This window comes from Anabaena sp. CCY 0017, from assembly GCF_963920885.1.
In the GTDB taxonomy this organism is placed as follows: Bacteria; Cyanobacteriota; Cyanobacteriia; order Cyanobacteriales; family Nostocaceae; genus Nodularia.
In genome coordinates this window covers 38,790-65,490 of record NZ_CAWUDG010000013.1, presented here as the reverse complement: position 1 = coordinate 65,490, position 26,701 = coordinate 38,790, and the positions used below count along the sequence as shown (strand labels likewise).

The following is a 26,701-nucleotide window of genomic DNA, read 5'->3' as shown; positions in this document are numbered from 1 at the left end:
TTTAAGTAAAATTACTGAATCTTTTACTGAGGCAATGTCAGTATTTTATGCGACAAGTGTCTCTTTGTATTTGATGAATTGCCATAAAATTCTTCCTGTGGATAGTTATTAACGGCGATTTGGCAAGTTGATCACAAGCTAAAAAACTGTGAATATCAGAATTTTACAGCGATATTAAAGGTTAAACCAAAGTTTAGCTCACGGACATAAAAAGTACCTCAAAATCTCCTGATGGAGTTCTCAATTACTTAGCCTCATTGACGTTTGAATTGAAGTCCAAGTTCGGGCAACTTAAAAAATTTTAATATAAATTCTCATCAAATAGTTTTAATCTAACGTTTTGATGGCCTGTTTTAGCCATTCATAAATCGTAACTTCAGCAATTAACCTTTTAAGTTGAGAAATTTAGTATGAGCAGCAATTTAGCCAGCAAATTACGTTTAGGTACTAAAAAAGCCCATACAATGGCAGAAAATGTGGGTTTTGTCAAGTGTTTTTTAAAAGGAGTGGTTGAGAAAAATTCTTACCGCAAACTAGTAGCTAACTTTTATTTCATCTACTCCGCGATGGAAGAGGAGATGGAAAAGCACCGTCAGCATCCGATTCTCGGCAAAATTAACTTTGTTCAACTCAACCGCAAGCAGACCTTAGAGCAAGATTTGAGTTACTATTTTGGTACTAACTGGCGGGAAGAAGTTAAACTTTCGCCAGCAGGTGCAGCTTATGTGCAACGCATCCGCGAAATTTCGCAAACAGAACCAGAATTATTAATCGCCCATTCCTATACTCGTTATTTGGGTGATCTCTCCGGTGGTCAAATTCTCAAAAACATTGCTGTGACAGCGATGAACTTGTCTGAGGGTCAAGGGACTGCGTTCTATGAATTTGCAGATATTACCGACGAAAAGGCTTTTAAAGCTAAATACCGTCAAACTCTGGATGAATTACCCCTGGATGAAGCTTCAGGCGATCGCATTGTCGATGAAGCTAACTCCGCTTTTGGGATGAACATGAAGATGTTCCAAGAATTGGAAGGTAATTTGATTAAATCCATCGGTGTCATGCTGTTTAACAGTCTCACACGTCGCCGCAATCGTGGCAACACCGAACTGGCTACTGCTGAGTAAATTTTGTTGCAAGTAAAATCTAGGGGCAGCTTTTTTGGGTTCACCTGATTTGAGATCAGGCGATCGCAAAGAAGTTGCCCCAAATGTTTTTTTAGTGTCCTAGCTGAGGGAAAATAGAGACAGACGCAATTATTGCCTCAGCGCATATCTCCAACTAAACAATGGCTACAAAAATTCCTGTTACAGTAATTACAGGCTTTTTAGGCAGTGGTAAAACCAGCTTAATTCGCCACCTCCTACAAAACAATCAAGGTCGCCGAATTGCAGTGTTAGTCAACGAGTTTGGCGAACTGGGTATTGATGGTGAATTGTTAAAATCCTGTCAGATTTGCCCCGAAGATGGGGACGATGGCAGTAATATTTTTGAATTAACTAACGGCTGCTTATGCTGTACCGTGCAGGAAGAGTTTTATCCCACGATGCAAGAACTCATCAAGCGGCGAGATAGCATTGACTGTATTTTAATTGAAACTTCCGGGTTAGCTTTACCCAAACCTTTAATTAAAGCTTTTCGCTGGCAAGAAATTCGCGCCGCAGCTACAGTGGATGCAGTAATTACCGTGGTAGATTGTGCAGCCGTAGCATCAGGTACATTTGCTAGTAATCTAGAGGCGATCGCATCTCAACGCCAAGCAGATGATAGTCTAGAACATGAAACACCCTTGCAAGAACTGTTTGAAGACCAACTTGCTTGTGCAGATTTGGTGGTGTTGAATAAAACTGATTTAGTGGATATTGAAACCAAGCATCGAGTTGAGGAATTGATTAAGCAAGAATTGCCCAGAGTGGTGAAGATTGTAGAAAGCGATCGCGGTACACTTGATGCCTCTATACTATTAGGATTCCAAGCCGCAGTTGAAGATAATTTAGATAGTCGTCCCAGCCATCACGACACCGAAGAAGACCACGAACACGACGAAGAAATTACCTCAACTCACTTAGTTTTAAACCGCACTTTTGACCCAGAAAAACTGCAACAAGAACTGCAAAAACTGGCTAATCAACAAGAAATCTATCGCATCAAAGGCTTTGTCGCAGTAGCTAACAAACCCATGCGCCTAGTAATGCAAGGTGTCGGCACTCGATTTGATAAATTTTATGACCGTCCTTGGAAACCACAGGAACCTCAACAAACCAGTTTAGTTTTTATTGGTCGTGATTTAAAATCTTCAGAAATAGAATCACAATTGGTAGCTTTATAATCTCCCCAAATTTATGAATATCTCTCAACTATTTGACATTGCTAATATTTTCGTTTTACCCTTTTGGGTGTTGATGATTTTCCTACCTAAGTGGAAATTTACACGGCAAGTAATGGAATCATATCTACCTTTTGTAGTGCTTGCTGGTGCATATTTGTATTTGTTTATCAATAGCATTACACCAGAAAATGCTGCGGCTTTATCCAATCCTCAATTAGCCGATATTGCGAGATTTTTTGCAAATGAAACAGCTGCTGCAACGGGTTGGATTCATTTTTTGGTGATGGATTTATTTGTCGGGCGCTGGATATATTTAGAAGGTCAGAAAACAGGTATTTGGACAATTCACTCTATTGCCTTATGTTTGTTTGCTGGCCCTTTGGGTTTACTTTCCCATATCTTAACTCACTGGATTACTAAGGCATTTTTTCCCAACTCACAGCAGCCTGAAGCGGTAGTAGAAAAAGCTGTTTCTAGTAACAGTTAGATTCAGAGAAATAAACCACAGAAAAACACAGTTGTAGGTTGGGTTGAACAAAGTGAAACCCAACAAAGCCTCTCAAATGTTGGGTTTTGTACCATTGCTACGCAACGCTGACGCGAACAACCCAACCTACTTAAATATTTATTTTTGTTTATCGGTGCTGAGAAGATGATGAAAGTTGAGGATGTCTATAATTTGCATCTACCCAACAGCGTGGGAGACTTTCACCGGAGGGGAAGACGAGATTTTGTTTTCTATAGGTATCAGGTTCTTGTTCTTCTTCACCTAATTGGTCTTGGGCGTGGATAATATTCGTATTGGGATCGATTAATTCCTGAAAATCAAGAATTTTGACGATATCGCCGGAATCTTTGAGTTGTAAAAACATATACATTACCTCACTAAATTTTCATGCGGAATTGATGTAAACTTTATCCAAAAATCGTTGATAAATTAATTACTCATTCCAAATCAACATAACTCTTGTACTGTCGGAACTACGAACTACGAATTACGAACTACGAATTACGAATTCCGCCTTGCGGTACTAGATTCTTCAACCAGTTTCTTAAACCGCAGATATGCTTGTTCTGGTGTCAGAGGTTGAGATTCTTCTTCGTTGGGGATATAGTATTGCCTGCTATCAGGAAAATGGCGCACCAAAAAACTAGGTATTAAACCCAATTTTAAAGCTTCTTTACCAAGTTCTTCTGCTGTTTCGGCTAAAGTGTATTCGTCGTGAAACTGATATGCACTCATATCTGTCACCTCCTGGTTGAGGTTGCCCAAAACGCAAATTATCAACACTCAGAAAGCAGAAATTAAATCTCGCGTTGATATTTCTCTAAAATATCTACTAGGTTTACTTGACATTGGAGTGGTAGTAGGTCATTTAAAGGCAATTCTTTTCTCCCACCACCGATTTTCACGGGGATAGATTCTAAGACTGCTATAACTCGGTCTTCATTTACAGTCTGAGAACTAATTAAGGGATACATCTGTTCAGCAACTACAGTATGTAGTTTGGCATCAGATAAATAAAGATGCCACTTGGCAATGTCTATATAGACTGCCTCACCAATTTCAGCAGCTAGGGCTTCCAGTAATTCTGCGGTTTGAGTCGTAGGCATAAAAACCACCTTATATCAACAAAGAGCGTTAACTATCAGGGTCTCTAACTATTATCGCGCAATTATCAAGCTGAATCTACTGCCACAGGTTACAATCGCCCTAGCCTTAATACTCCATCTTTAGGTTGATTTGGATGGAGTTTCGGTATAGTTAGCGATCGCACTAATATAAATCAGATGCACCAACAATACTAATATCCAACCTGCGGTTAACCAGGGTAGCCATTCCCAGGTAGCTGCTTTTAAGTTGTGAATAAACCATAAACTAGAATTAACAGCTGTAGTCAGTGCGACATGGACAGCAAAATTAATCCGGTCGTCTAACTTGCGGAATGCTGGGTCTTTGCGGTCGGGTTTGCGAGGCCAACGAGGGGGCATAAAGATTTATTACAGACTTGAACACAGTAGAAACACAGCTGATTGCTATGTACTTACTTATTTTAAGGTTTTTAAGGTTCTCTGGCCACAAAATCTCGAAAATTAGATGCAATTTTATATAGTAGCTGGAATTTGTGAATGAATTACATACTTATCTGTGTTCATTTGTGTACTTACTCAAGTCAGAAATTTTATATAATTCAAGATGATTTAGATTAGGATATTTAACCGCAGATAAACGCCGATAAACGCCGATAAGATAAAATAATGGTGGATTATCAATTGGGTGAGCTTTTAATTTATTTGAGTGAAGAATCATTCATCTTTTTGATAGAGGGATTTAATAAATTGACTTGTAAAGATGTAAATAAGCGTTAGAGGTGGATAAAAATGACTAAAGCAAATCCTGTAGAAATCCAAAAACATTTAAAAGGTTTTGATTATCCGGCGGGAAAGTCCGATTTAATCAAGCACGCTAAACAACAAGGTGCTGACCAGGATGTAATTTCAATATTAGAGCAACTACCAGAAAACGAAGAATACGAAACTCCAACTGATCTCAATAAAGCCATAGGCAAAATTATTTAGATTCTGCTACTGGCGAGAAATAATCGCCTGATTTCCCGCCAGTTTTACTTACTAGTTGAATCGATTCAATTTGAATAGACTTTTCTAAAGCTTTTGCCATATCGTATAAAGTCAAAGCTGCCACAGAGACGGCTGTTAAAGCTTCCATTTCCACACCTGTTTCAGCTTTAGTTTTGACTGTGGCATGAATTTGATAACCAGGAAGTTGGAAATCTGGTGTAATCTCAACTGTAATTTTTTGTAGTGGTAAGGGATGACACAGGGGAATCAATGTCGCTGTCTGTTTAGCTGCCATAATCCCTGCTAACCTCGCCGTTGCTAATACATCCCCTTTTGGCGCATTGCCTGCTTGAATGGCAGCGAAGGTTTCTGGCAACATTCGCACCTTAGCTACAGCTACTGCTTCTCTGATTGTAGGCATTTTCGCCGATACATCTACCATCTGTGCTTCGCCTTGATGATCAAGGTGTGATAATTTGGCAGAATTAGATAAAAAATTGTCTTGCATTATTTTGAAAGTGGTGTTAAGATAAAATTCTTGTAAGGGTGTGTAGCTCAGTGGACTAGAGCACGTGGCTACGGACCACGGTGTCGGGGGTTCGAATCCCTCCTCGCCCGTTTTAAAAAAAGAAAAAGGCAAAGTAGATATATTTCTATTTTGCCTTTTTTGCTTTCTAGTATAGAACGGCGGAAATTTTGACTTTTGACTTTTGACTTCCGCCCTGCGGTGCTAGTTGCCATTATTTAAGGCATAAGTATCTTCAGCACGCCCCAAAGCAAAGCGCAGGGAATTGTTGAGGTTATGGCTGGATTGGGTGAGAAATATCAGAATTGCGAGGAAAGTTAAACCAGCACCATAACCAAACATATTGCGGTAGCCTACTTGTTCGGCAATAGTACCGAGAACTGGCCCGGCGATCGCAATACCAATATCTAATCCCACTAAAGATACACCAAAGATTCGCCCTCGTTCATGAGGTAGGGCGCGGTCGGTCATCATTGCGGCCATCATGGGAATTGCTGTTCCAGAAGCAGCGCCTTGGACAAAGGCTGAGAGTAAGAATACAGGGGCGCTGTTGGCTTGCCATATACCAATCATTGCTAAGGTAAAGGCAATCAAGCTGAGGGTGATAAATAAACCTCTGCCATATTTATCAGAAGCCCGACCGATAAATAACCTGACATTAAAACTGGCGATCGCCGCGACTGTGTAAAACAGTCCTGGATTCAAATCTACATTCGTTGATTTAATAAATAATGGCACAAAGGTATGCAGAGTACCTAAAGCCACACCAATTAATAACATGACAATTGCCGGAATCCGTACACGGGGACTAAATAAAAGTCCCCAAAATTGGTTATCGTTCGGGCTGCTGTGCGGCGTATCATGAATAGGTGGATTAACAATAGGTATAATGCATAGCATTCCCATCAAACCCAAAGCCGCAGATAAGATAAATAATGGTGTGTAACCAGCAGCGGCTTGTAAATATCCCCCCAAAGCTGGCCCAATAGCCACACCAACGGGATTTACCAAACTCATGTAGCCAATAACTTCACCACGATTTTTAGCAGGGGCTAAATCTCCTACCAATGCTATGTAACCGGTACCAAAAGCGGCAATACTGATGCCGTGAAAGGCACGTAAAACCATTAATGGCATCAGTGAAGTGGCGAAGATATAACCCAGAGGTGCGATCGCAGCTGCTGACATTCCAATTAGCAAAACAATCTTACGACCCCGGCGATCTGCTAAATTGCTACACCAAGGGCGAAACACCAGCATCCCGATGGCAAAACTGCCCATAACAATACCAATCTGTTGACTGGTTGCACCGATATCTTCGATATACAGGGGTAGGGTGGGCAGTAATGAGGCAATGCTAGACCAGAATAATAAACCTGCTGTAAATAACACCAGCAGGTTACGTCGTAGTTTAGCGTCCAATGTGTGAAGAACTTTCAAAATAGATGTAAGTTTATGTGCAGAGTGTTAATCACATTGTTACGTTACTTAACATTTTTGGCTACTACTTCCCGCACCCGATAGATGGGGCGACCTTGAGATTCATGGTAAGTACGCATCAATAACTCACCTAACAGACCAAAGCAAAACAACTGTACCCCAGTCACTAGCAGCAAAACTGCTAAAATCAGCAAAGGGCGATTGCCAATTGATTCACCCAAAGCTAATTTGATGAAAGTTAAGTAAATCCCAATCAGCGTACCTGTCACCATCGAACCTAAACCCAATAGCCCAAAAACGTGCATGGGACGGGTGAGGAACTTCTTCATAAAGTAAATAGTTAACAAATCCATCATCACGCGAAACGTCCGCCAAATGCCATATTTACTGTGACCAAAACGCCGCGCATGGTGACGCACCTGGATTTCGGTAATTCGCGCCCCTTCAATATAAGCCAAAGCAGGTAAAAATCGGTGCAGTTCCCCGTAGAGATTCATATCTGCTAAGACTTCCGACCGATAAGCTTTGAGAGAACAACCGTAATCATGTAACTTAACTTCCGTCACCTTCCCAATTAGCCAATTGGCAATTTTAGAAGGAATTAACCGCGAAACTACAGCATCTTGGCGTTGATGTCGCCAACCACTGACCAAATCATAGCCTTGTTCTAACTTAGCCAATAACAAGGGAATATCAGCCGGGTCATTTTGCAAATCAGCATCTAAGGTGACAATCACTTTACCGATAGCATACTTAAACCCAGCTGCCATTGCTGCACTTTGTCCGTAGTTGCGACGCAGCAGTACAGCTTTTAAATCAGTACGGATTTGCGCTTGTTCCTTGAGATATTCAGCCGAACCATCTGTAGAACCATCATCGACACAAATGATTTCATAACTAAAATTAGTTTCGCGGATATTAGATGCGATCGCCTCCAGCAAAAGTGGTAAGCTTTCCACCTCATCCCGCACCGGCACAACCACAGATACATCGGGAACAATCACCGAAATCGCCCCATCTTCCTGATTTAACCTACCAATTAACCCACTCCTCATCGTCCTCAGCTTCCTCTCTACAAGACACTGCGCGAACAGCGTCTCTGTGGTTTATAACTCTTCATCACCCTACCAGCACCTCGCAGCTGCTGATAATATGACTGACTCACCCTATCGCCCTGTTCCGAGAGAATATCAATTCCAATTCCATTACGTCCCTGATCTTTTCCCGAACTATGAATGTAATAACCATCGCCCAAATATAGCCCGACGTGAGTAGCCTTTTCGGTTGTGCCAAAAAACACTAAATCCCCAGGGGCTAACTCAGCCATAGGAATTTTTTCAGTAAAAGCTTCTTGTTGATAAGCATCTCTGGGTAGCCAAACACCCACCGAAACAAAAGCCGCCTGCATTAACCCCGAACAGTCGTAATTTGGCGCGACTGTACCACCCCACAGATAATAATTTGACTGTTGCATCGCTTTTCGGGTAAAAGCAATGATATCTGGGAGTAGTTTTGTAATTTCAGACTCAGAAAATGATTTAGCCTGATAAAGTACAGTCGCAGGTTGTAATATAGCCAAATCGGTAAAAGATACCCACCCTGGATAGTCATCCTCACACAAACACACCTCCACTGCTGACACCTGACGATTTGATGTGATTCGCAAATGTCGCCCAGAAGCTGCTTGAGTAGTCAGGCGCGTACATTCAGGAGAATCATATAAATTCAAATCAGCGATACAGTGGTATTCTGCCGATGTCGAATTTAGGATTTGGGATTCTGGATTAGAGAGCATTCTGCAATGATTTTCTTTAGAAAAGACGAACAACTCGAAAATCTTGGTAATGGTATTTTAGAGGCTACTTGGGCAACATTTCCCACCTTAGCCCGTAACCAAGTCGCTTTAACTTGGATTGTGTATGATCCCCCAGTACCTGTAAATACTGGTGGGGCTTTGACTCCTGACGCTTTTTGGAACCATATAGTCCGTGGTTTTACTTATCGTGGTGTTGAACGGATTTACCCGGCGAGTGTAGTTAAACTGTTTTATTTGGTCGCAGTTAACGAATGGTTGGAAAAAGGCATGACTTCAGCTTCTCAGGAGTTGTCAAGAGCCTTGGGCGATATGATTGTTGATTCTAGCAATGATGCTACTAGTTTAATTGTAGATATCCTCAGTGGTACGACTTCCGGCCCAGAGTTACCGGTTGGCCCTTTTGAAACGTGGAAATATCAACGTCACATTGTCAACCGCTATTTCCAGTCTTTGGGTTGGGAGGAAATGGAGACAATTAACGTCTGTCAAAAAACTTGGGGTGATGGCCCCTATGGCAGGGAACGGGCATTTTATGGGGAAATGCTCGATAATCGCAACATGGTAACTACCAATGCGATCGCCAAGTTACTTCATAGTATTGTGGGTGGGGTGGCAGTGTCTAGTGGGCGATCGCAAGCCATGATGAATTTGCTCAAACGTAGTCTCAACCCCGATGATTTGCCCACTGATATCGAAGAAGACCAGGTAACAGGTTTTTTAGGGAGTGGACTCAGCCAAGATGCTCAAATTTGGTCAAAAGCAGGTTGGACAAGTCAAGTTCGCCATGATGCAGCGTATATTGAGTTACCAGAACAGCGTCCCTATATTTTAGTCGTATTTACTGAAGGTAAAGCCAACGCTAAACGCCGGGATATTTTACCTTTTATTTCTCAGCTATTTGCCAAGGAAATTAGTAGCTTATAGAACCTCACCCCAACCCTCTCCTTAGTAAGGAGAGGGAGCCAGAATCAGTTTAGTAGGGTGTGTTGTCGCGTAGCGCAACGCACCATCTTAGATTCTCGGTGCGTTAGGACTAAATTCCATAACGCACCCGACCCAAATCAAGGGTTTTAGACTTGTGTGTACACCGTAGGTAATTACTAAGGAGAGGGAGCAAGAATCAGAAGAATTGAGTATACATTCGCCATAACCTATTACATGATAAATAAATTATATCATGTATCTTTAGGTAGATTTAAGCATAATTTATTAAACAGTATATTTCAGATAGACAGTACATCATGGTTTAGGAAGTATCATGGTAAATAAATAATTTTCATGGCAAAATACAAAATCCTGATTTAGTATTAATTAATTTGTTTTTAGGTTTCTTATGACATCCCCTGAGCCTCAAACTGAATTTGGAGATAATCTTTCACAAACCTCAGTCGAGTCACCCTTTAAACAACGACGGTGGCTGCGATTATCGTTAGCTTTTATACTAATTATTGGGGGTGGAACGGCTACAGTTTGGCGTGTTCTAAACCCTCCAAATCAAGCACCAGTTAATAATATTAAAATTCCAGGGGTAAGAGTCAAGGTATCACCAGTACAAATTGGTACAGTTGAGGAAAGTTCAGACTTTGTTGCTAGTTTAGAGTCTCAGCGTTCAGTACAAATACCATCCAAAATTGCCGGACAAGTTACCCAAATATTTCTGAAATCAGGAGACCCAGTTACAGCCGGAACAGCAATTATCCAAGTCGATTCTAGACAAGCCACAATTGATGAAATTAATACTACTAGACAGGCTGCTGTAGTACAACGGGAAAATGCCCGTGCTAAACTTCAATCTCTGGAAGCAGCACGCCAATCTCAAACTGCTGATTTGCGATTAAAGCAACAGGACTATGAAAGGTATGCTAGTTTAGCAGCGCAAGGAGCCGTATCTCGACGTTCTAGGGATGAGTATGCCAGCATCGTAGCTACAGCCAAAGCTGAACTGAGTGCAATTAATGCCCAGATTCAAGGAGAGCAAACCACCATTTCACAGGCTGAAAAAGCTGTACAGCAAGCTGAAGTCAATATTAGGAACCAACAAGTCCAGCCTCGCAGCTATAAAATTACAGCACCCTTTAGAGGCATAGTTGGGAATATTCCGGTGAAAGTAGGTGATTTAGTGAATACTTCTACGCCACTGGTTACAGTTTCTCAGAAACAACCTTTAGAAGTGAATATTTCTGTTCCACCCGAAGAAAGCAACCAATTACGTCAGGGAATGCCTGTAGAGGTTTTGAATCCCCAAGGAGAAATTCTCAGTACTAGTAAAATATCTTTAATTGCTCCTGATACTAATAATGAGAAGCCATCAGTTCTAGTAAAAGCACTTTTTAATAATTCTGAAAATCAGTTACAACCAGAGCAATTAGTGCGGGCTAGAGTGATTTTAAATCAGCGTTCTGGGGTATTAGTTCCCACAAAAGCCGTGTCTCGTTTAGGTGGAGAAACTTTTGTTTATGTAATTAAAACTGAAGAGTCACCACAAGGAGGCTCTCAACTAATAGCTCGACAAAAGCCGATAAAGTTAGGAAATACTAAAGATGATCATTACCAAGTTTTGGCAGGACTGCAACCTGAAGATCAAATTATTACTTCAGGACTGTTGAATGTCAAAGATGGTGTGCAGATAGTGCCTGAATCTTAAAATAAGAAACCTCACCCCAACCCTCTCCTTCTCCCAAAGGGAGACGCTACGCGAAGGTAAGGAGAGGGAGCAGGAGTTAATAGAGGGGGCAGAAATAAATCTGGGTTAGAAAATATCGGCTGGGTCTGCTGAGTTTAATTTTCGCATAGCGATCGCACCGGAAATCAGACACATTATAATTGTTAAAATTAGAACTAGAATTATCCGGTCAGGTGTCATAAAGAGTGGTAACTTGGTGACATTGCGGGTAAAAGCATACATCACGAAGGAAACAAAGCCACCTGGAATAAAACCGCAAATAGCTAATATTAATGCCTCTTGGAATACAACTAATAATAAATAGCTATTACGATAACCCATAGCCTTGAGTGTAGCATATTCAGGTAAGTGATCCATCACATCACTGTAAATAATTTGATAAACAACAATTACACCCACTAAGAAGCCGATGGCGACACCCAAGGAAAAGATAAAACCAATTGCGCCATTTTCTTGCCAATATTTCTTTTCAAAATCAATAAATTCTTGACGGGTGAAAACTTGCACATCATCATTGAGATAAGACCGCAAAGCTTTGGCTACTAAATCCTCATCACTACCCGGCTTAAGATTAATTAAACCTAAGTTAACTTGACCTGGTTGCTGTCCTGAAAAAATTCGCAAATAGTTTTGATCACTGGTAATAACACTACCATTAGCCACAAAAGAAGCGCCAACTTCGTACAAACCGCCAATTTTTACTTTACGTCCTTGCAATTCTGTGGTAATAGATTTACCTTCAGAAATTTGTGCGATCGCCTGTTCATATTTTCCACTAGAATTGCGGTCAAATAACAGCGTATTAGGATATTTAATCTGTTCTAATTTTTGATTAACTTCCGGCAAATTGAACGCAGGTTTTTCAGGATTAAAACCGATTACCAAAATTGATTCGTCTAACTTCGTTTGGGGACTCTTCCAAACACCTAAACGGACATATAAAGGATTAACAGACTCAACCTCAGATAAATTAGCAGCTTGAAACAATCGCCGACGCGGAAAACTACTGAGAAGTCCCAAATTTTGGGCTTGACGACTAACTAACACCACATCAGCTTGTAAAAGTTCATGAAAGCGGGTATTACTATCATATAAAGCCGATTGAAACCCTAACTGCATTAACATCAAAAAGTCAGCAAAAGTAATTCCACAAAGAGCAACAATAAACCGCCCTTTTTGCTTCATTAATTGCCGCCAAGCCAAAGGAATTTTACGATTAAACATAAGGATAATTAATAATAACTAATGACCAATGATTTACCCTGCTTGCCCTGAGCGTAAGCCGAAGGGAGCGTAGCCGAAGGGCTAATCACTAATGACTATTTCCACATTCACCTGAAGATTAGTAAAATTAGCCACTTGCTGACTAGAAGCTGCATCTAAACGAATTTTCGCCTCAATTACTCTCGCATCTGTGGCTGCTGTGGGGTCACTATCTAACACATCTTTCTTCGCCACTTTCAAGCCAATGCGATCCACAATTCCGCTTAATTCACCCGTAAAAGCATTGCTAGGACTGGTAATATTAGCAGTTTGACCAGGGCGAATTTTGCCAATATCACTTTCATAAATTTCCGCGATCGCATACATTTGAGTAGTTTCACCAAGTTCCACAATTCCCTCCTCACCAATAGTTTCACCGGGACGTGCTTGAACTCGCAGAATTTGACCGGCTTGGGGGGCGCGAATGTATGCTGTATCAACTTCAACTTGCATTTTTTCCACAGTAGCGATCGCACTATCCACTTCTGCTTGTGCAATAGCTACATCAGTAGGACGCACCTCAGATGTTTGTTCTAAAGTCGCTTTAGCTTCTTGAATCTGCGCCGTGAGGGTACGTTGAATTCTTCCTAAACTGGCTTGAGCAGCATTTAATTCTTCTTGGGCGGTTCTGACGGTTAATCTGCGAGAATCTAGGTTTGAAGCAGAAATTGCACCTTCCTTGTAAAGACTTTCATAGCGGCGAAATTCCATCTCTGCATTTTGTAACTCAGCTTTTAGACGAGCATTTGTCGCTTGTTGGGTTTGAATTTCACCATCTAACTGTGCTTGCAGATTTCTCACAGTGGCTTCTCTAGCGGATATTTCACCTTGTTTTGCGCCAGCTTTCACCTGATTTAGGCGTGATGTCGCTACTCCGACTTGTTGCTGTGCTTCCTTAAGATTAGCTTGCAGGCGATCGCGATTATCCAAAATAGCAATCACATCTCCAGCGCGAACTTGCTTCCCCTCATCAACCAACAATTGAGCCACACGACTACCACCACTAGGATCAGTAGGAGCCGAAATTCTAATTACCTCCCCAGCTGGTGACAATCGTCCCAGCGCATTCACTTTGGGCGTAACTGGTTGACTAACTTGTGTTGACACCACTGGAGTTGTTTGATTAGTTGTAGGACGAATTATATAAACTACACCTGCTCCCATCGCCATCACAGAGGTAATACCCAAAGCGACCAACCAACGTAAATTAGGCGGAAACAAAAACGATTTCCTAATTTCCTTAGAATTTCGCAACATTCTATAGTTCCTTATATAGCAGTTTTAAATAATTCATGAAATCTTCTCTATTCCTGTCCCCCTCCTCGCTTGCGGGGAGGGGCTAGGGGTGGGGTTTTCCGAGGCTTAATTTTTATATTTTGCCCCTGTTTCTACAAGTTCCTCATACTTAAAGAAACCAGGATTCAGAATCCCACGAGGGTCATATTTCCGTTTCATATCATTGACGTTAGACCAGTAATTTCCGAATTGCGATCGCCATCTTGGCAAATCAAAATCCGCCCAAGTCGCCATATATCTTTTACCACCCATTTGCAAACCCAAATCAGTCAGTAAATTTAACTGCTCCAGCACAGATTGAACCTGAGCTTTCGGAATAGTCGGATACATTCCCAAACCGATAATTAAATCATCATCAGGTAAAGGAAACATAGGCATTTTATGATGGCGAGAATTGAGACAAAAAGAACCTACAGGTACGGTGCGGAAATCAACGAAAGATGGTAAACGTTGCAGAGCAATATCAATAAATTCCTTTGCCCTACGTCCTGGTAAAAGTACATCTATCCAGGTATTAGCAGTATTTACAGGATGAGGAACTTGACCTAATGGTTGAATGAACTTCTCAAAAGTTAAGTCTTCTGTATGGATATGACGATAAAATTTTAAATCAGCAAGTAATTCAGAATCATTTATCTCATGTACAGAATCAACTTCCAGAGTAATTTGCATCCTATAAAACCATTGAATTAACGGTTTCATCTGCTCTTCTTTCCTACTTATTCCTTGGAAGCAGGGTGAAAATAAAGATACTAAACCATCTATTCGACCTTCTGAAACAAGACGACGTGCATCATGTAAAAGCTGATCTAAATCGTCATAGCAAAGAAAATAACTGCGAGTGTAAGGGCGATATTTTCTCAGGCGATTTTTGACTTTGGTAATAATACCAAACTGACCATAACCACATAGCACATGATAAAAAAGTTCGCTATTCTCTTCAGGCGTACACCAAACAATATCACCAGTCCCCGTGACAACTTCCAAACCCAAACAATTATCAGCTTGAGAACCGTAACGAAAAGAACTCAAACCCAAACCAGCCGCAGAGAGAGTACCCCCCAAAGTCACCTCAAAGTTATTAGTCAGAACAGGCGGAATTACACCATGAGTTAAAGCCGTGTCAACACCTTGCTTCCAAGTCACACCAGGATCAGCTTGAAACCAAAGTTCATTAGGCTGGATCTCATCAATTTTATTAAGACTCCTCATATCTAAAAGAATGCCATCTTGATTCAAAGATTGACCACTTAAAGAATGTCCCGCAGCCCGTGAAGAAATTGTTAAACCTTGTTTAGCAGCATATTTAATTGCTTGAGCCACATCACTGGAATTTTGTGGACGAATCACAACTTGAGGCTGTTTTTTAACAATGTTTCCAAAATCTTGAGAAACTGCTTCTAAATCTAATTCTTTGTTACTAACTTCGCCGGAAATAATTTGTTTTAAATCAGTGATAATGTTGTTCATTTTTTTATATTTTAATTAAGATTTTAATCGAACCGCAGAGACGCAGAGTACACAGAGGAATAAAGAATGGGCATTATAAACATATAACACCGACGAGAAAAACCTCTTATACCTTCTTCCCTTGGCGTTCTTGGCTCCTTGGCGGTTCGTTTCTCCAAAATTAATTAAACACCAGCATTTTCAGCATCTTAAAACCAACCTTAAACAAACTAGGAATCAATCGCATAAAATTAAAAACACGAGATATCACCTGAGAAACATTATTTTGAGTATCTATCTTAGCCCCCAGCAAATGATCTGCATTCCTTTCATACTTAAATACACAAACACAATCACCCTCAGCTTGTTTACTCAAAATTGCCGCCTTTATTCCCGGAAAAGCTCTTCTAGTAGCTTCTTGCTCCATCTCACAGAACACACGACAAGGACTATCAAAACCGTATTCTTTAGCGATAGATAAAACGGGACAAATTCTTTGAATTTCTAATGCTGCATCTGTGCCATTTTGAGAAACATCTACCACATCCATCACAAAGCCCATTAATCCCAGTAACGGTGCTGCTTGGGTGAAACCTTTGGCTAAGGTATTATGATCAATGAAAGTACCCATCAACGCCTTTTGTTGTTCAGGATATTTTTCCATCATCTGTTCAAAAGCAGCAGCTTCTCCCTTTTCTGCAACCAGATTTTTATATTTTTGAAATCTCTTCCTAAACAAATTCACGGCTTTAGATTCATCTAGATTGATGACATCTTCCATGCGGAGATTCCCTGTAAACAGTTCTTTTTCTATGCTCATTTTTCTGTCCATACTATTAAGATGGAATAACGAACCGCCAAGCCGCCAAGAACGCCAAGTTAGAGAGCGAATATTGATTAGTTACAAGTTGATAAGGATTGGTGTATAGTGTTTTAGATACTTGAGTAGATGCAAAGGCATATTATCCAAGCTAGGACATATTTACAAGCATTAAGAAAGGATAATGCAATGTCTATTTCTAGTTCGCTGGTAATATATGTATTTTGTGTTGTTTTATTCAAAGTGATATTTTTTGACATTACCTGTAATGGCTGTGTGTGGGTTTGGGTGCGAGTGTTGAATAAGGTTTTAGCTATTGATTGTCTGATGTTGAATGATTTGGGTTTTCTCATTGCAGCGTCGCTTTTATGAAAGTATCTCTCAGTTGCAATCAACAAAATTTTATAGCCACTTACGAGGATTTCTTAAAACTTCTTTCAACATGGCTTCTTTACTACCAGCAATAGGTTGATCATCGTATTCCCAGTTAGCAGCAGGAGGCATACAATTAAACACACTTTGCTGCTTCACCATACCACTGGCTAAACCAAAACGAATGCCGCGATCGCACGATAAAATAAACTCCACATATCGCCCACGCACCAGATGTTGCCAATACTTATTTGCTTCTGTAAAAGACATATCTTTACGTCTTTCCAAAATGGGCATATAAGCAGGGAGAAAAGCATCAGCACAATTAGTCACTAATGACAGCAGCTTTTCGGGATTATCATGATTTAAATTATCAAAGAAAATACCACCTACACCTCGATGTTCGCCACGATGTGGGATGTGGAAATATTCATCACAGGCATTTTTAAACCGGGGGTAATAAGCAGAACCATACTGATCACAAACATCTTTATGCACCTGATGGAAATGAACTGCATCTTCCTCAAAAAGATATGCTGGTGTTAAATCAGCGCCGCCGCCAAACCACCAATACACAGGTTGGTTAGCATTACGAATCTCGAAATAGCGATAGTTGACATGAGCCGTGGGAGCCATCGGGTTATGAGGATGGATGACAAAGCTAGAACCTGTAGCGAAAAAGCGGTTCCCTTTGCTCGTAGTCATTTTATCTGCTGTATTTGTAGCGAGAGCGCCTGAGTTCTCAAAGGTGATTCCCGGAGGTAACTCACCATCTATGGCTACATAATTAACTCCTACCTTTTCCAACACATTACCATTGTGCAGAACCCGGTCAATATATACAGCGTCTTCACTACTTTCACCAACCGTCCACAGTCCCTTGTGGTCACGATTCCAAGACTGTTCAGAAAACTTTTTACCATCTAACATTTCTAGCGCTTGGCAAGTATTATCAAACATTTGTCTAAAAAACTTGTCAATAACTCCACGCATTGATGATTGTCGTGTCAATGATCTTTCGAGGACATGGTTCATAATTATCTCCCCACTAGTGATGAAGTACGTCTATATATGTGTATTCATTTGCCCAAAATCATGAGTGCTGTAAAACTGAAATCAACATAAAACTTCAATTTCCAACCTATAAGCCAGCACCCAAAACAAATTCTTCTTATCTGTGGTTCCTAATCTCTTTTCTGCTGTCACTTCAAAGCATTACTTCACATCAACAGTTTGCTTTGTTTTCTCCTGGCTAGATGCAGAAAATTCAGCCTGAGACTTTTGCAGAAACTGACGAAAAGTAATATCTAAAGCATCAGCCGCAACATGAAGCTCCTCTGATATTTGCGGCATTGATTGAGAGTTTAAAGTTGAAACTACTACGGTGTCTTCTTGGGCTAGTTTGTGGTCAATTTTTCTAAAGAAACCATCTAACCAAGGAAAGGGTAAAACATTGCGATATAAAACGCGTTTGACACGAGTTCTATTCTCATCAATCGGTAGGTGAGCAACTAAAATGCCAAACTTGATATCAAATCTGTTACCGCGACCAACACTAATTTCTGCCAGAGTAACATTAGGTAGATATAAAGTCAATTTGGTTTTCAATTCTGGTCGTCCACCGAGTAAAAAGTTCAAGAAACTTTTCGAGTTACCTAAAGATTCATAATTAACTTTAGCAACTGCACCCCAATCATACTTATCAACTTGGTATTTAATAGTTGTATCGATGGGTATTCTCTGACCAAAAGATTTTTTATGGACTGCAATCACATGGGTGAAATCAAGATTAGCTTCCATGAGACGAGCATAGTTAGCATTATCTATACCATCATCGTACACAGGACGCATAGTCGAAACCATGTATTCGGGAAAAGTAGGTAAAGGAGGACGTTCGGATTCTGGTAAGTCTCCATAAAATAGCCAGACAAAACCATATTTTTCTTGAACTGGGTAGCTATCAACACGAGCTTTTTTAGGAATAGGTGTTTCCGGTGCATTGGAAGGGATTTCAACACATTGCCCATCAGCTTGAAATTTCCATCCATGATAGGGACAACGAAGACAATCTTTTTCAATCCAACCCAGAGAAAAAGCAGCACCACGATGGGGACACTGATCATTCAAAGCTATTATTTGTCCTTGAGAGTTGCGATAAAGCACAAATCTTTGGTTGAACATTAAAACTTGCTTTGGCTTGTTGGTAATTGCCGAACTAAATTCACAAGCATACCAAAAATTTTTTAACATATTTGTCTCCCATCCTTTTTAGATATGTTTAGATAAAAGCCGAAAACAAATAAAATCTAATTCATCAATGAAGTGCAAGTAGATTCTGATTTATGTTGATAATAATTATCTAGTTTATATTGATGAGAATTCAAACCCCATCCCCTAGCTAAATACTTTTGGCGAAGCTGACGATAAGCCAGAGTCAAAGCATCAGCAGGAACATGAACTTCAGTTAATAAATTATCAGGAATTAGTTGAGGAAGTTGAGACTCAGTTACTACTTTATCTTCTAACCCAACTTTATGATGAAACTTGATGAATAATCTATCTGCCCAAGAATAGGTAAAGAAATTACGCAGTTGAATTCGTTTACTAATGGTTGTGTTCTCATCCACAGGCAGATGAATAGCATAGTTGATAATTTTGCCCCGACCAAAATCACTTTCAATTTTAGTTATGTTCGGTAAATAAAAGGTAGTTGTGGCATTCAATTGTGTCTGCTTGGGACGAAAAAAAGATTTGAAAATGCCATTTTTAGGTTGAGTATAATTCTTATAGACAATTTTCGTACTTATGCCCCAATTTTCATCTTTAACTACATAGTCTTCCACTCTGGGGTCTTGTGCAAATCCTGCACCAAAAGAACTAGCATGAACTGCATAAAGATGGGCAGGATCAAGAGCATTCTCTATCACACGAGTGTAATTAGTTTGCATTCCATATTCTACATAAATAGGATGCATTTTGGGGTCTTCATATTCTGGGAAAGGCGGAATAGGTGGTCGTTCTCCTGCGGGCAAATCTCCATAAAATAGCCAGATAAAACCATATTTCTCTTGTACTGGGTAGCTGGTTATATTAGCTCTTTTCGGAATGGGTATACCCACTTGATTAGAAGGGATTTGCACACATTTTCCATCAGCTTGAAATTTCCATCCATGATAGGGACAACGAATACAGTTATTTTCTAGCCAACCCATAGATAATGCTGCACCGCGATGAGAACATTGGTCTTTCAATGCAACTATTTGTCCTTGAGAATTGCGATAGAGGACAAACTTCTGATTTAACATCACAATTTGCTTTGGCTTTTTAGTAATAGCTGAACTAAATTCACAAGCGTACCAGAAGTTTTTTAGCATCCCTAATTTCCTAACCCTTTAACAAAAGTGTTGATTTATACTAAATCGCGGTTGAAGAAGACGGAGTTTCTGAAGTTCTTGCAAAATCTAACCGAACTTTTGGCTTGTCGTGAGTGCTTTAGCGCTCAAATTTTTTTCCAGTATTTTGTGTGCTTTGTGGAACAACAATCATTTCGGTTTGTTTTTATCTAAAGTGTTTATTGCAGGAAAAACTAGCCAAATTTAGACAAATTTAGCTGCTGTTGCTCTTTTGATATGTGTTTTCACTATTTGACACTTTCTGGCTTCCATTGCCTTTGTTTTGTGTCACCCCTTGGAGAGAGTTACTTCTCTTTCTTTGGGTATAGGTGATACTATACCAATGCATTGGTGCATTAGTCAACTAGTTAATATTTTTCCCCGATGAACCATTACACCAATAAACTAGTGAATAAGTTTATTAGCTGGAGTATAGTGTGGCACAAGGAGAAACTTCGATTCGGGTTTACTTACCCCCTGACATCAAAGACAGGTTTAAAACGATTTGCTTTTTTAAGGGACTGAATATGTCTGACGTTTCGGCTGAACTTATTGAAGACTGGTTAGCTAAAAATCAGATTGAACTGCCAAATTCTCACAAAACCTCATCCCCGTCCACAATTAAAAAGAGTGATAAGTCAGCATGATTCAAGAAAGTTGATTCAATAACCTGCACCTCAAATTCTGCTTGTGATTGGGCTGTGTAGTTTCACTAGGTCTAGAGGTCATGAAAGCAAGTCTATATGTATGCTAGAAATTTCTGAGATTTTTTGACTCATTTTGTAGCTAATGGGGTGACAACTATGGTTGAAAACCCTATCTAGCCACTGTTTAAATTACAGTTAGGCAAAAAAAGTCCGGCCAGTTTTTTGTAACTAGACCGAACTTTTAGGAAATTCCAGCGTTTGGGTATTAATTATCGGGTATGGAGTATTAGTAAACAGAAGAAGCGTTTGCAATCATTGAAAAGCCTATAAAATAAGCTTTTTGACTTTTGACCCTTCTCTGCGAGACACTACGTGGTAAGCGCAGCTATGCCGTAGGCTTTACGACTAAGCGCAGGGTAAACTTTTGACTTTCGCCTTGCGGTCGCGCTAGCTATATCCATCTCAGGCTAGAGGGAAGGTGTAATCTGAGAACAAGGGAAAATCTGTGTTTTCTTTACGGGTTTCTTCATCCAGAACTTTCACTACTTTGTTATAAATGTCTTCGGCTTGTTGTGGGGAATCGCCAATGCTGGTTAATCCCAACTTACCGAACTGGGAAAGACAACCCATGAGATGAAAAACTGTGCCAGTTTCTGTACCGCTATCAAAGTGCAGTCGGTGATGGGCGATAATATCCATTAAATCGTTGGGTAATAATCCCCGATATCGGTCTTTTTGCAGGTTGTCGGTGGCTATATAGTATTTTGGTCGCCCTTGTTGACTGTAAAATAACCCGGTGGAAAGGTCGTAGCGTCCATTTGTTAACAATTTCAGGGTCATGAAAGGATGAGTAGTACCACCTTTACGCAAGTTAATTTCAATCGCATGAATGTCCCACTCGCCATTTCCTTTGTCTACGGTGATGAAATCTACGCCAAATCTTTCAACTGCACCTTTTTCAGAGAGTTTTTTGCCGACTTGTAAACCCCAGTGCTGTAATTGCAGCCGATAGCGGGAATCAGCCGGAAATCTACAACCAAGATAAATTTGTCCATCTGGACCGCCGAGAATTTGGTCATGGGTGGAGACAATTTCGACTTCACCTGTGGGTGTGATGCGTCCTTGGACACTAGGCGATCGCTTAATTTCTCCTTCTACAAATGCTTCGGCGATCGCACCTAATTCTGTAATTCGGTTGGCAAAATTTCCCCAAGTCTCGTGTGTGGATTGAAAGCGCATGGTGGGGAAGCGATCGCTAATTGCTGCAACCGTTTGGCTATGAGATACTTTTCCCGGTGCTAAATCCATAATTGGTCTCAAATCTAGCAGTGCATTTCCTTCTCCAGAAATACCTTCATTGAGTTTCACAACTATTCTTTGTAATGTCGGTTGGCGTTCCCATAAATTAGCCGCAGCTTCTGCCAAATCTTCCTGATTACACACCTTTTCGCTGCCATCTGGAAGGGGAACTCCACTTTCCATAAAGATTTGGCGACTACCGCTTTTTGTCCCCCAAATTTGTAAGTTTGGCGCAACAGCATACAATGGCACATTTAATTCTAGAGATAATTCGGCTTCTAAAAATGTGGAATTGTAGCAAGTCATAAATGATTTTTCTAGTCTCAAGGCTTGGCGGATGCGCTCTAGTAGCCGAGGACGTTCTAAAATCTTGGCAGTTAGGGGTCTAAGGGAAGAGTCATAAGCTGAGAGTAACAGCAAGCGATTCCGCGCATGGGAAAAAGGAATGCCCGGCAACAGTTGCAAATAGTAATCAATAACACTCGGATGTAGAGGCATTGATGTGACGTAAATCAACCGAGTCCGGGGGTTTCGCAAACGCATTAAAGAGAATAATAATCTTTCCTCATAATGCTCACAACCTTCGATTTTATGCAGTTCATGCTGGTCGATGCTGAGGGAGGGAATAATTAAAATATCCGCCTCACCATAGTCAAATAGCTCAATGGTCGGCCAGCGATCGCATAAAGTTAACTGAAGATGGCGAAACTTATCAATTTTGTCTAATTCGGAAATATTCACCATCACCATAATCCCTCCCCTGTATTGATCCCCAATCCGGCTTTACTATCTGGTATATACCAAAGCCAGTCACATAGCGCTAATATGCAACACTTCTTTGACTGCTGTTAACGTAGTGGGACGTTATATTCACCCAATTATTTGTAAATTTTTCTGTTTTCTGTAGTCTCCCTACCCAAGTAATTATAGCTACGCTAAGGGAGCGATCGCGCATCAAATTGAATGGCTATATTTCACATATTTGACCGATTTAGGACTTATTTAAAGGCAAAGAGATTTTTCCAATTCTTTGTAAATAAATAGACATAAATAAATTGTATGTATAGAGATGTTGCTTACCCAGTTGGGTTTGAGTCAGTTGGTCAATTCCCCCCTAAAATAAAAAACATTATCTGAAAAGTTTATTTCTGTACTTATTGTTCATATCGGGAGGGGTAGCAATGGTTCGTCCAATAATTTTAGGGATTGTTGGTGATAGTGCAGCAGGCAAAACAACACTGACTAGGGGAATTGCTCAGGTACTAGGGCCAGAAAATGTGACGCTCATCTGTACTGATGATTATCACAGTTATGACCGTCAACAACGTGCAGAAATGGGTATCACTGCCCTTCATCCTGATTGTAACCATTTAGATATCATGCAGCAGCATTTATCGCTGCTACGCACAGGACAGCCCATTCTCAAACCTGTTTACAGTCACTCAACTGGAAAATTTGAGGCTCCCAAATACATCAAACCTAATAAATTTGTTATAATAGAGGGTTTACTTGGTTATTCTACCCGTGCAGCCCGTGAGGCTTACGACGTAAAAGTTTATCTTGCACCTCCCGAAGAATTACGTGCTGAGTGGAAAGTAAAGCGGGACACCCAAAAACGAGGTTACACTGCCGAGCAAGTATTGGCAGAACTAGAAAAGCGTGAACCAGACTCAGCAAATTATATTCGTCCCCAGCGTCAATGGTCGGATATAGTGGTAAGTTTTTATCCCGCCAATGAAGAAGACGAGGACAATAACGGACATTTAAATGTGCGGTTGGTATTGCGACCAACAATCCCTCATCCTGATTTTACTTCAATTTTGAATTTAACTAACGGTAATTCTGAGTCAGCAGTTCGCTTAGGATTAGACAGGGATATGAGTAAACCGGTGGATGTGTTGGAAGTTGATGGTCACGCGACTTTGGAACAGGTGAATAAGTTAGAGCATATTTTATGTTCAGATATGCCTTACTTACTAAATGTGTGCGATCGCGAAAGTAATCCAGAATTAGGCAAAATTGCCGGCACAACTGGAGAAACATTGCAAAGTTATCCTTTAGCGCTGACGCAGTTGATTATTACCTACCATATGTTGAAAGCAACGCAAATGTATCAGTGATATCCTCTTACAACTGTAATTGTGATTTAATCAGGACTTACGCAAAATCATGAAAAAACGAACCACAAAGGACGCAAAGAACACAAAGGAAAGAGGGTTTGAGAGAGCTATTGCGTAAGTCCTAATAAATATTCACGCAGCAGCCTCTTGACCGAAATGACCTCCAGCTACAGCAGTATATAGTCCTGATTCAATCAGCCATATTTGAGAATCATCAATTTCTTCGGTAAGTTTCTCAGAATTAATAATTTTACTCAGCCAGGATGCAACAATTAATTCCAGACTTTGACCTGTGATGTAATTAGCAGATACTCCTGCTTGTTCAAAGTAGGGTTGAAGAAAAGGGCGTGCGTCTATATCATAACTGGGTTGACTTTGGTCTACTTGTGCAGCCGCACCAGTCCACAAGTAAAATTTATCTGGAAAAACCATCAAGAAGTAAGGCGCTTTTAGGAAAGTACCGTGCGCCAACATATTGCGCCGCAGTTTTTCCGCCCATTCTGATGAGGTATTGAGTTTGTTTTTAATCTCGACAACAAGCACTAATTGATTGTCTTGGTTATATACAGCTAAATCCCAACCACCAGCGCCACGAGTAAACATGATTAAAAACCTTTTTACATGGTTAATTATTCATTATTGTGACGCAGAATCGGTTAAGTCTTCATCTATAGGACTACTATTTGATTATTGTTGGCGTAGCCTGCGCTTTGCGCTTACAAACACGTAGTGGCGTGGCAAGCTTAAATATAGTGCATTAGTTTAGAGGTAAAAAAACGCCGATAAACGCGGATGATATGGTTCGACAGCAGAAGGAGTGCGCGATCGCAGTAATAGTAGTTTATTTTTGCTAAACTAAGAATTTGCTGGACTTCCTCCCACTGCGGCAACATAACCAAGAAAAGATGATGGCTGAACTCAAACTCAGGTCAAAAGATCCAGATTCCCTGAGAAGAATCATTCAAAGTGCTTTATCGGAAAGGTTACAAAGTGTTAAAGCCGGAATTAAAAGAACAGAAGAACGCCTTCAGGAATTTGAAACTCAGTATCAATTATCGACAGTGGAATTTATCAGCCGCTTCAATAATGATGAATTCTCTCATAGTTTTGACTTTGATGAATGGATTGGAGAATCTAGAATGTTGGCGCATTTACAACAGACAAAAGAAGCTATAGAGGAAGTCGATTTTGTTAATTGAAGACTATTTTCAGAAAATTCAACTTTTGATTGAATCCTCTAAAATAGTACAGTTATTTAATATTACTAATGAAAAAAGAGGGTTATACGAAGGCTTTATTAAAGGACATATAAGCTTTAAAGATAACTCATTACTACATTTGCGAGAATTTGTCTATGTTGAAATCCAGATAGATAGAAAAATGTATAGTTATCAATATATGAATCCACATAATAATCTAATATTTCGCTATGACAATACCGAATATCACCGAAAATTAAATCTTCCTACTTTTCCTCATCATAAACATAATGGTAGCGAGGATAATGTCATTAAATCAGATGCGCCTTTTTTAGTTGAAGTACTTAAAGAGGTTGAAAGAATATTAGAATAGTGCGCTTCGCAGCGCTGACGCTATTGCTTAATCACACTTTGAAACTCTCTAATCCAAAACAGATTCAGCCAAAGCCACAGCACCCCAAAGCGGCGCATCATCACCTAAAGCCGCCGGCACAACTTTAAAATCAACTTCCGGTAAAGCCGTTTCCCGTGAAACCTTTCGCGCCACATTCCACCAATTATCCCCAGCCTTAATTACACTTCCACCCAAAATAAACAACTGTGGGTTAATCAAATTCGCCACATTCCCAATACCCACACCCAAAGCCCAAGCACCCTTAAATAAAACATCCTGCGCTAACTCATCACCTTGGGCCGCAGCATCACTCACCACCTTTCCCGTAATCAAATCCAAATCATTACCCACCAACCCCCTCAAAATCTTTCCTCCGCGTCCTTGGCGACTTGGCGGTTCGTTTTCCAAAAATTCCTTAACATTCCTCGCCATATAAGGCCCCGAAGCCAACCTTTCCACACAACCCCGCTTCCCACACAAACACACAGGTCCCGCAGGATCGACAACTATATGTCCAATTTCACCAGCCATTCCCCCCACACCCCGCCAAGGCTGACCATTGAGTATCCAACCACCACCCACACCAGTGCTAATAGTGATATAAAACAAACTGTGATTTCCCTCACCAGCACCAAAGCGGTATTCACCCAAAGCCGCCACATTAGCATCATTGTCCACAGCCACAGGAACGCTAAACTCATCCTCTAGCAACTGTTTAAGCGGAATATTTTCCCAACCAGCTACATGATGAGACAGTCGCACAGTTCCAGTGTCAGCGTCTACTGGTCCCCCAAAACTGACACCAATTGCAGCAGGTTTTTCTCCTTGCAGTAAAGAATCAATCAGGTCGCGCATAATTTCCAAGTCAGTGTTAGCATTGGCATGATCTGGCGAAAGGCGACGTTCATAACGTAACCATTCCCTAGAACCAGAATTTACCAGTGCTGCGGCCAGCTTCGTTCCGCCAAAATCCAGCGCTAAAATTAACGTCATAATTTTCTCCAAACATTCCCAAGAAAAACAAATAATTATCCTGAAACTACGCAAAAGCTGATAGCGTCAAACAATAGAAAATA

The 26,701-nt window shown here is 40.5% G+C and carries 28 protein-coding genes and 1 tRNA gene; 11 read left to right on the top strand and 18 right to left on the bottom strand.

Annotated features, from left to right (window positions below):
• Positions 1-410: 410 nt before the first annotated feature.
• From ACM0OW_RS16100 to ACM0OW_RS16090, 3 genes are all read left to right on the top strand, one after another.
• Positions 411-1,127: a heme oxygenase (biliverdin-producing) gene (locus ACM0OW_RS16100; RefSeq protein ID WP_414551176.1), complete on the top strand. Its 717-nt coding sequence runs from the start codon at positions 411-413 to the stop codon at positions 1,125-1,127.
• Positions 1,128-1,288: 161 nt separating this feature from the next.
• On the top strand, positions 1,289-2,329 hold the full coding sequence (gene cobW / locus ACM0OW_RS16095; protein ID WP_414551175.1) for a cobalamin biosynthesis protein CobW: 1,041 nt from the start codon (positions 1,289-1,291) through the stop codon (positions 2,327-2,329).
• A 13-nt stretch (positions 2,330-2,342) separates the two neighbouring features.
• Entirely contained in the window at positions 2,343-2,816 is a 474-nt protein-coding gene (locus ACM0OW_RS16090) for an ABA4-like family protein (RefSeq protein WP_414551174.1), read from the top strand.
• Positions 2,817-2,964: 148 nt separating this feature from the next.
• Here the strand turns inward: ACM0OW_RS16090 and ACM0OW_RS16085 are convergent, their stop codons facing one another.
• From ACM0OW_RS16085 to ACM0OW_RS16070, 4 genes are all read right to left on the bottom strand, one after another.
• Complete coding sequence (locus tag ACM0OW_RS16085) at positions 2,965-3,201, bottom strand: acetyltransferase (protein ID WP_414551173.1); 237 nt, start codon at positions 3,199-3,201, stop codon at positions 2,965-2,967.
• A gap of 137 nt (positions 3,202-3,338) precedes the next feature.
• On the bottom strand, positions 3,339-3,572 hold the full coding sequence (locus ACM0OW_RS16080; protein WP_414551172.1) for a hypothetical protein: 234 nt from the start codon (positions 3,570-3,572) through the stop codon (positions 3,339-3,341).
• A 62-nt stretch (positions 3,573-3,634) separates the two neighbouring features.
• Positions 3,635-3,943 (bottom strand): DUF3181 family protein, encoded by a 309-nt coding sequence (locus ACM0OW_RS16075; RefSeq protein ID WP_414551171.1) that lies wholly within the window; start codon positions 3,941-3,943, stop codon positions 3,635-3,637.
• A gap of 120 nt (positions 3,944-4,063) precedes the next feature.
• Positions 4,064-4,321, bottom strand: a complete 258-nt coding sequence (locus ACM0OW_RS16070; protein ID WP_414551170.1) for a 2TM domain-containing protein — start codon at positions 4,319-4,321, stop codon at positions 4,064-4,066.
• Positions 4,322-4,711: 390 nt separating this feature from the next.
• Here ACM0OW_RS16070 and ACM0OW_RS16065 point away from each other — a divergent pair, with 390 nt between their 5' ends.
• Positions 4,712-4,909 carry a DUF2795 domain-containing protein gene (locus tag ACM0OW_RS16065; protein ID WP_414551169.1) on the top strand — a complete coding sequence of 66 codons (198 nt, stop codon included), beginning with the start codon at positions 4,712-4,714 and terminating at the stop codon, positions 4,907-4,909.
• Here the strand turns inward: ACM0OW_RS16065 and moaC are convergent.
• Entirely contained in the window at positions 4,902-5,417 is a 516-nt protein-coding gene (gene moaC / locus ACM0OW_RS16060; protein ID WP_414551168.1) for a cyclic pyranopterin monophosphate synthase MoaC, read from the bottom strand. The two genes, ACM0OW_RS16065 and moaC, sit on opposite strands and share 8 nt — an antisense overlap.
• A gap of 36 nt (positions 5,418-5,453) precedes the next feature.
• On the opposite strand from moaC, the gene ACM0OW_RS16055 reads away from it, so the two are divergent.
• Positions 5,454-5,527: transfer RNA gene (locus ACM0OW_RS16055), tRNA-Arg, on the top strand.
• 112 nt (positions 5,528-5,639) lie between these two features.
• Here ACM0OW_RS16055 and ACM0OW_RS16050 read toward each other — a convergent pair.
• The 3 genes from ACM0OW_RS16050 to ACM0OW_RS16040 are packed head-to-tail and all read right to left on the bottom strand — an operon-like array spanning position 5,640 to position 8,670.
• Entirely contained in the window at positions 5,640-6,875 is a 1,236-nt protein-coding gene (locus ACM0OW_RS16050) for an MFS transporter (protein WP_414551167.1), read from the bottom strand.
• Between the two features lie 44 nt (positions 6,876-6,919).
• Positions 6,920-7,930 (bottom strand): glycosyltransferase family 2 protein, encoded by a 1,011-nt coding sequence (locus ACM0OW_RS16045; protein WP_414551166.1) that lies wholly within the window; start codon positions 7,928-7,930, stop codon positions 6,920-6,922.
• Between the two features lie 17 nt (positions 7,931-7,947).
• Positions 7,948-8,670, bottom strand: a complete 723-nt coding sequence (locus tag ACM0OW_RS16040; RefSeq protein ID WP_414551165.1) for an NlpC/P60 family protein — start codon at positions 8,668-8,670, stop codon at positions 7,948-7,950.
• Between the two features lie 6 nt (positions 8,671-8,676).
• On the opposite strand from ACM0OW_RS16040, the gene ACM0OW_RS16035 reads away from it, so the two are divergent.
• Both ACM0OW_RS16035 and ACM0OW_RS16030 read left to right on the top strand, forming a co-directional pair.
• A complete protein-coding gene (locus ACM0OW_RS16035; protein WP_414551164.1) occupies positions 8,677-9,615 on the top strand; it encodes a serine hydrolase in 939 nt (312 codons plus the stop codon).
• 409 nt (positions 9,616-10,024) lie between these two features.
• Positions 10,025-11,335, top strand: a complete 1,311-nt coding sequence (locus ACM0OW_RS16030; RefSeq protein WP_414551163.1) for an efflux RND transporter periplasmic adaptor subunit — start codon at positions 10,025-10,027, stop codon at positions 11,333-11,335.
• 105 nt (positions 11,336-11,440) lie between these two features.
• Here ACM0OW_RS16030 and devC read toward each other — a convergent pair whose 3' ends face one another.
• The 7 genes from devC to ACM0OW_RS15995 form a co-directional block, all read right to left on the bottom strand.
• Positions 11,441-12,598, bottom strand: a complete 1,158-nt coding sequence (gene devC / locus ACM0OW_RS16025; protein WP_414551162.1) for an ABC transporter permease DevC — start codon at positions 12,596-12,598, stop codon at positions 11,441-11,443.
• Between the two features lie 81 nt (positions 12,599-12,679).
• Complete coding sequence (locus ACM0OW_RS16020; RefSeq protein ID WP_414551161.1) at positions 12,680-13,894, bottom strand: ABC exporter membrane fusion protein; 1,215 nt, start codon at positions 13,892-13,894, stop codon at positions 12,680-12,682.
• A gap of 105 nt (positions 13,895-13,999) precedes the next feature.
• Complete coding sequence (locus tag ACM0OW_RS16015; RefSeq protein WP_414551160.1) at positions 14,000-15,403, bottom strand: FAD-binding protein; 1,404 nt, start codon at positions 15,401-15,403, stop codon at positions 14,000-14,002.
• 160 nt (positions 15,404-15,563) lie between these two features.
• The gene (locus tag ACM0OW_RS16010; RefSeq protein ID WP_414551159.1) at positions 15,564-16,202 is read right to left on the bottom strand and encodes a hypothetical protein; all 639 of its coding nucleotides are present in this window, start codon (positions 16,200-16,202) and stop codon (positions 15,564-15,566) included.
• Positions 16,203-16,604: 402 nt separating this feature from the next.
• Positions 16,605-17,609, bottom strand: a complete 1,005-nt coding sequence (hemF, locus tag ACM0OW_RS16005; protein WP_414551158.1) for an oxygen-dependent coproporphyrinogen oxidase — start codon at positions 17,607-17,609, stop codon at positions 16,605-16,607.
• A 180-nt stretch (positions 17,610-17,789) separates the two neighbouring features.
• Positions 17,790-18,824, bottom strand: a complete 1,035-nt coding sequence (locus tag ACM0OW_RS16000; protein WP_414551157.1) for a Rieske 2Fe-2S domain-containing protein — start codon at positions 18,822-18,824, stop codon at positions 17,790-17,792.
• A gap of 56 nt (positions 18,825-18,880) precedes the next feature.
• Positions 18,881-19,948, bottom strand: coding sequence for a Rieske 2Fe-2S domain-containing protein (locus ACM0OW_RS15995; protein ID WP_414551156.1), 1,068 nt, complete (start codon positions 19,946-19,948; stop codon positions 18,881-18,883).
• A 455-nt stretch (positions 19,949-20,403) separates the two neighbouring features.
• Between ACM0OW_RS15995 and ACM0OW_RS15990 the strand changes: the two genes are divergently transcribed.
• A complete protein-coding gene (locus ACM0OW_RS15990; RefSeq protein ID WP_414551155.1) occupies positions 20,404-20,613 on the top strand; it encodes a hypothetical protein in 210 nt (69 codons plus the stop codon).
• Between the two features lie 462 nt (positions 20,614-21,075).
• On the opposite strand, the gene ACM0OW_RS15985 is transcribed toward ACM0OW_RS15990, so the two are convergent.
• Entirely contained in the window at positions 21,076-22,662 is a 1,587-nt protein-coding gene (locus ACM0OW_RS15985; protein ID WP_414551154.1) for a peptide ligase PGM1-related protein, read from the bottom strand.
• A gap of 431 nt (positions 22,663-23,093) precedes the next feature.
• Between ACM0OW_RS15985 and ACM0OW_RS15980 the strand changes: the two genes are divergently transcribed.
• A complete protein-coding gene (locus ACM0OW_RS15980; protein ID WP_414551153.1) occupies positions 23,094-24,032 on the top strand; it encodes a phosphoribulokinase in 939 nt (312 codons plus the stop codon).
• 132 nt (positions 24,033-24,164) lie between these two features.
• Here the strand turns inward: ACM0OW_RS15980 and ACM0OW_RS15975 are convergent, their stop codons facing one another.
• Entirely contained in the window at positions 24,165-24,635 is a 471-nt protein-coding gene (locus ACM0OW_RS15975) for a hypothetical protein (RefSeq protein ID WP_414551152.1), read from the bottom strand.
• 260 nt (positions 24,636-24,895) lie between these two features.
• On the opposite strand from ACM0OW_RS15975, the gene ACM0OW_RS15970 reads away from it, so the two are divergent.
• Positions 24,896-25,231: a hypothetical protein gene (locus ACM0OW_RS15970; protein WP_414551151.1), complete on the top strand. Its 336-nt coding sequence runs from the start codon at positions 24,896-24,898 to the stop codon at positions 25,229-25,231.
• Positions 25,221-25,604, top strand: a complete 384-nt coding sequence (locus ACM0OW_RS15965; RefSeq protein WP_414551150.1) for a toxin-antitoxin system TumE family protein — start codon at positions 25,221-25,223, stop codon at positions 25,602-25,604. The genes ACM0OW_RS15970 and ACM0OW_RS15965 overlap by 11 nt, the downstream gene beginning before the upstream one ends.
• A gap of 48 nt (positions 25,605-25,652) precedes the next feature.
• Here the strand turns inward: ACM0OW_RS15965 and ACM0OW_RS15960 are convergent, their stop codons facing one another.
• Positions 25,653-26,618: an ROK family protein gene (locus ACM0OW_RS15960; RefSeq protein ID WP_414551149.1), complete on the bottom strand. Its 966-nt coding sequence runs from the start codon at positions 26,616-26,618 to the stop codon at positions 25,653-25,655.
• Positions 26,619-26,701 lie beyond the last annotated feature (83 nt).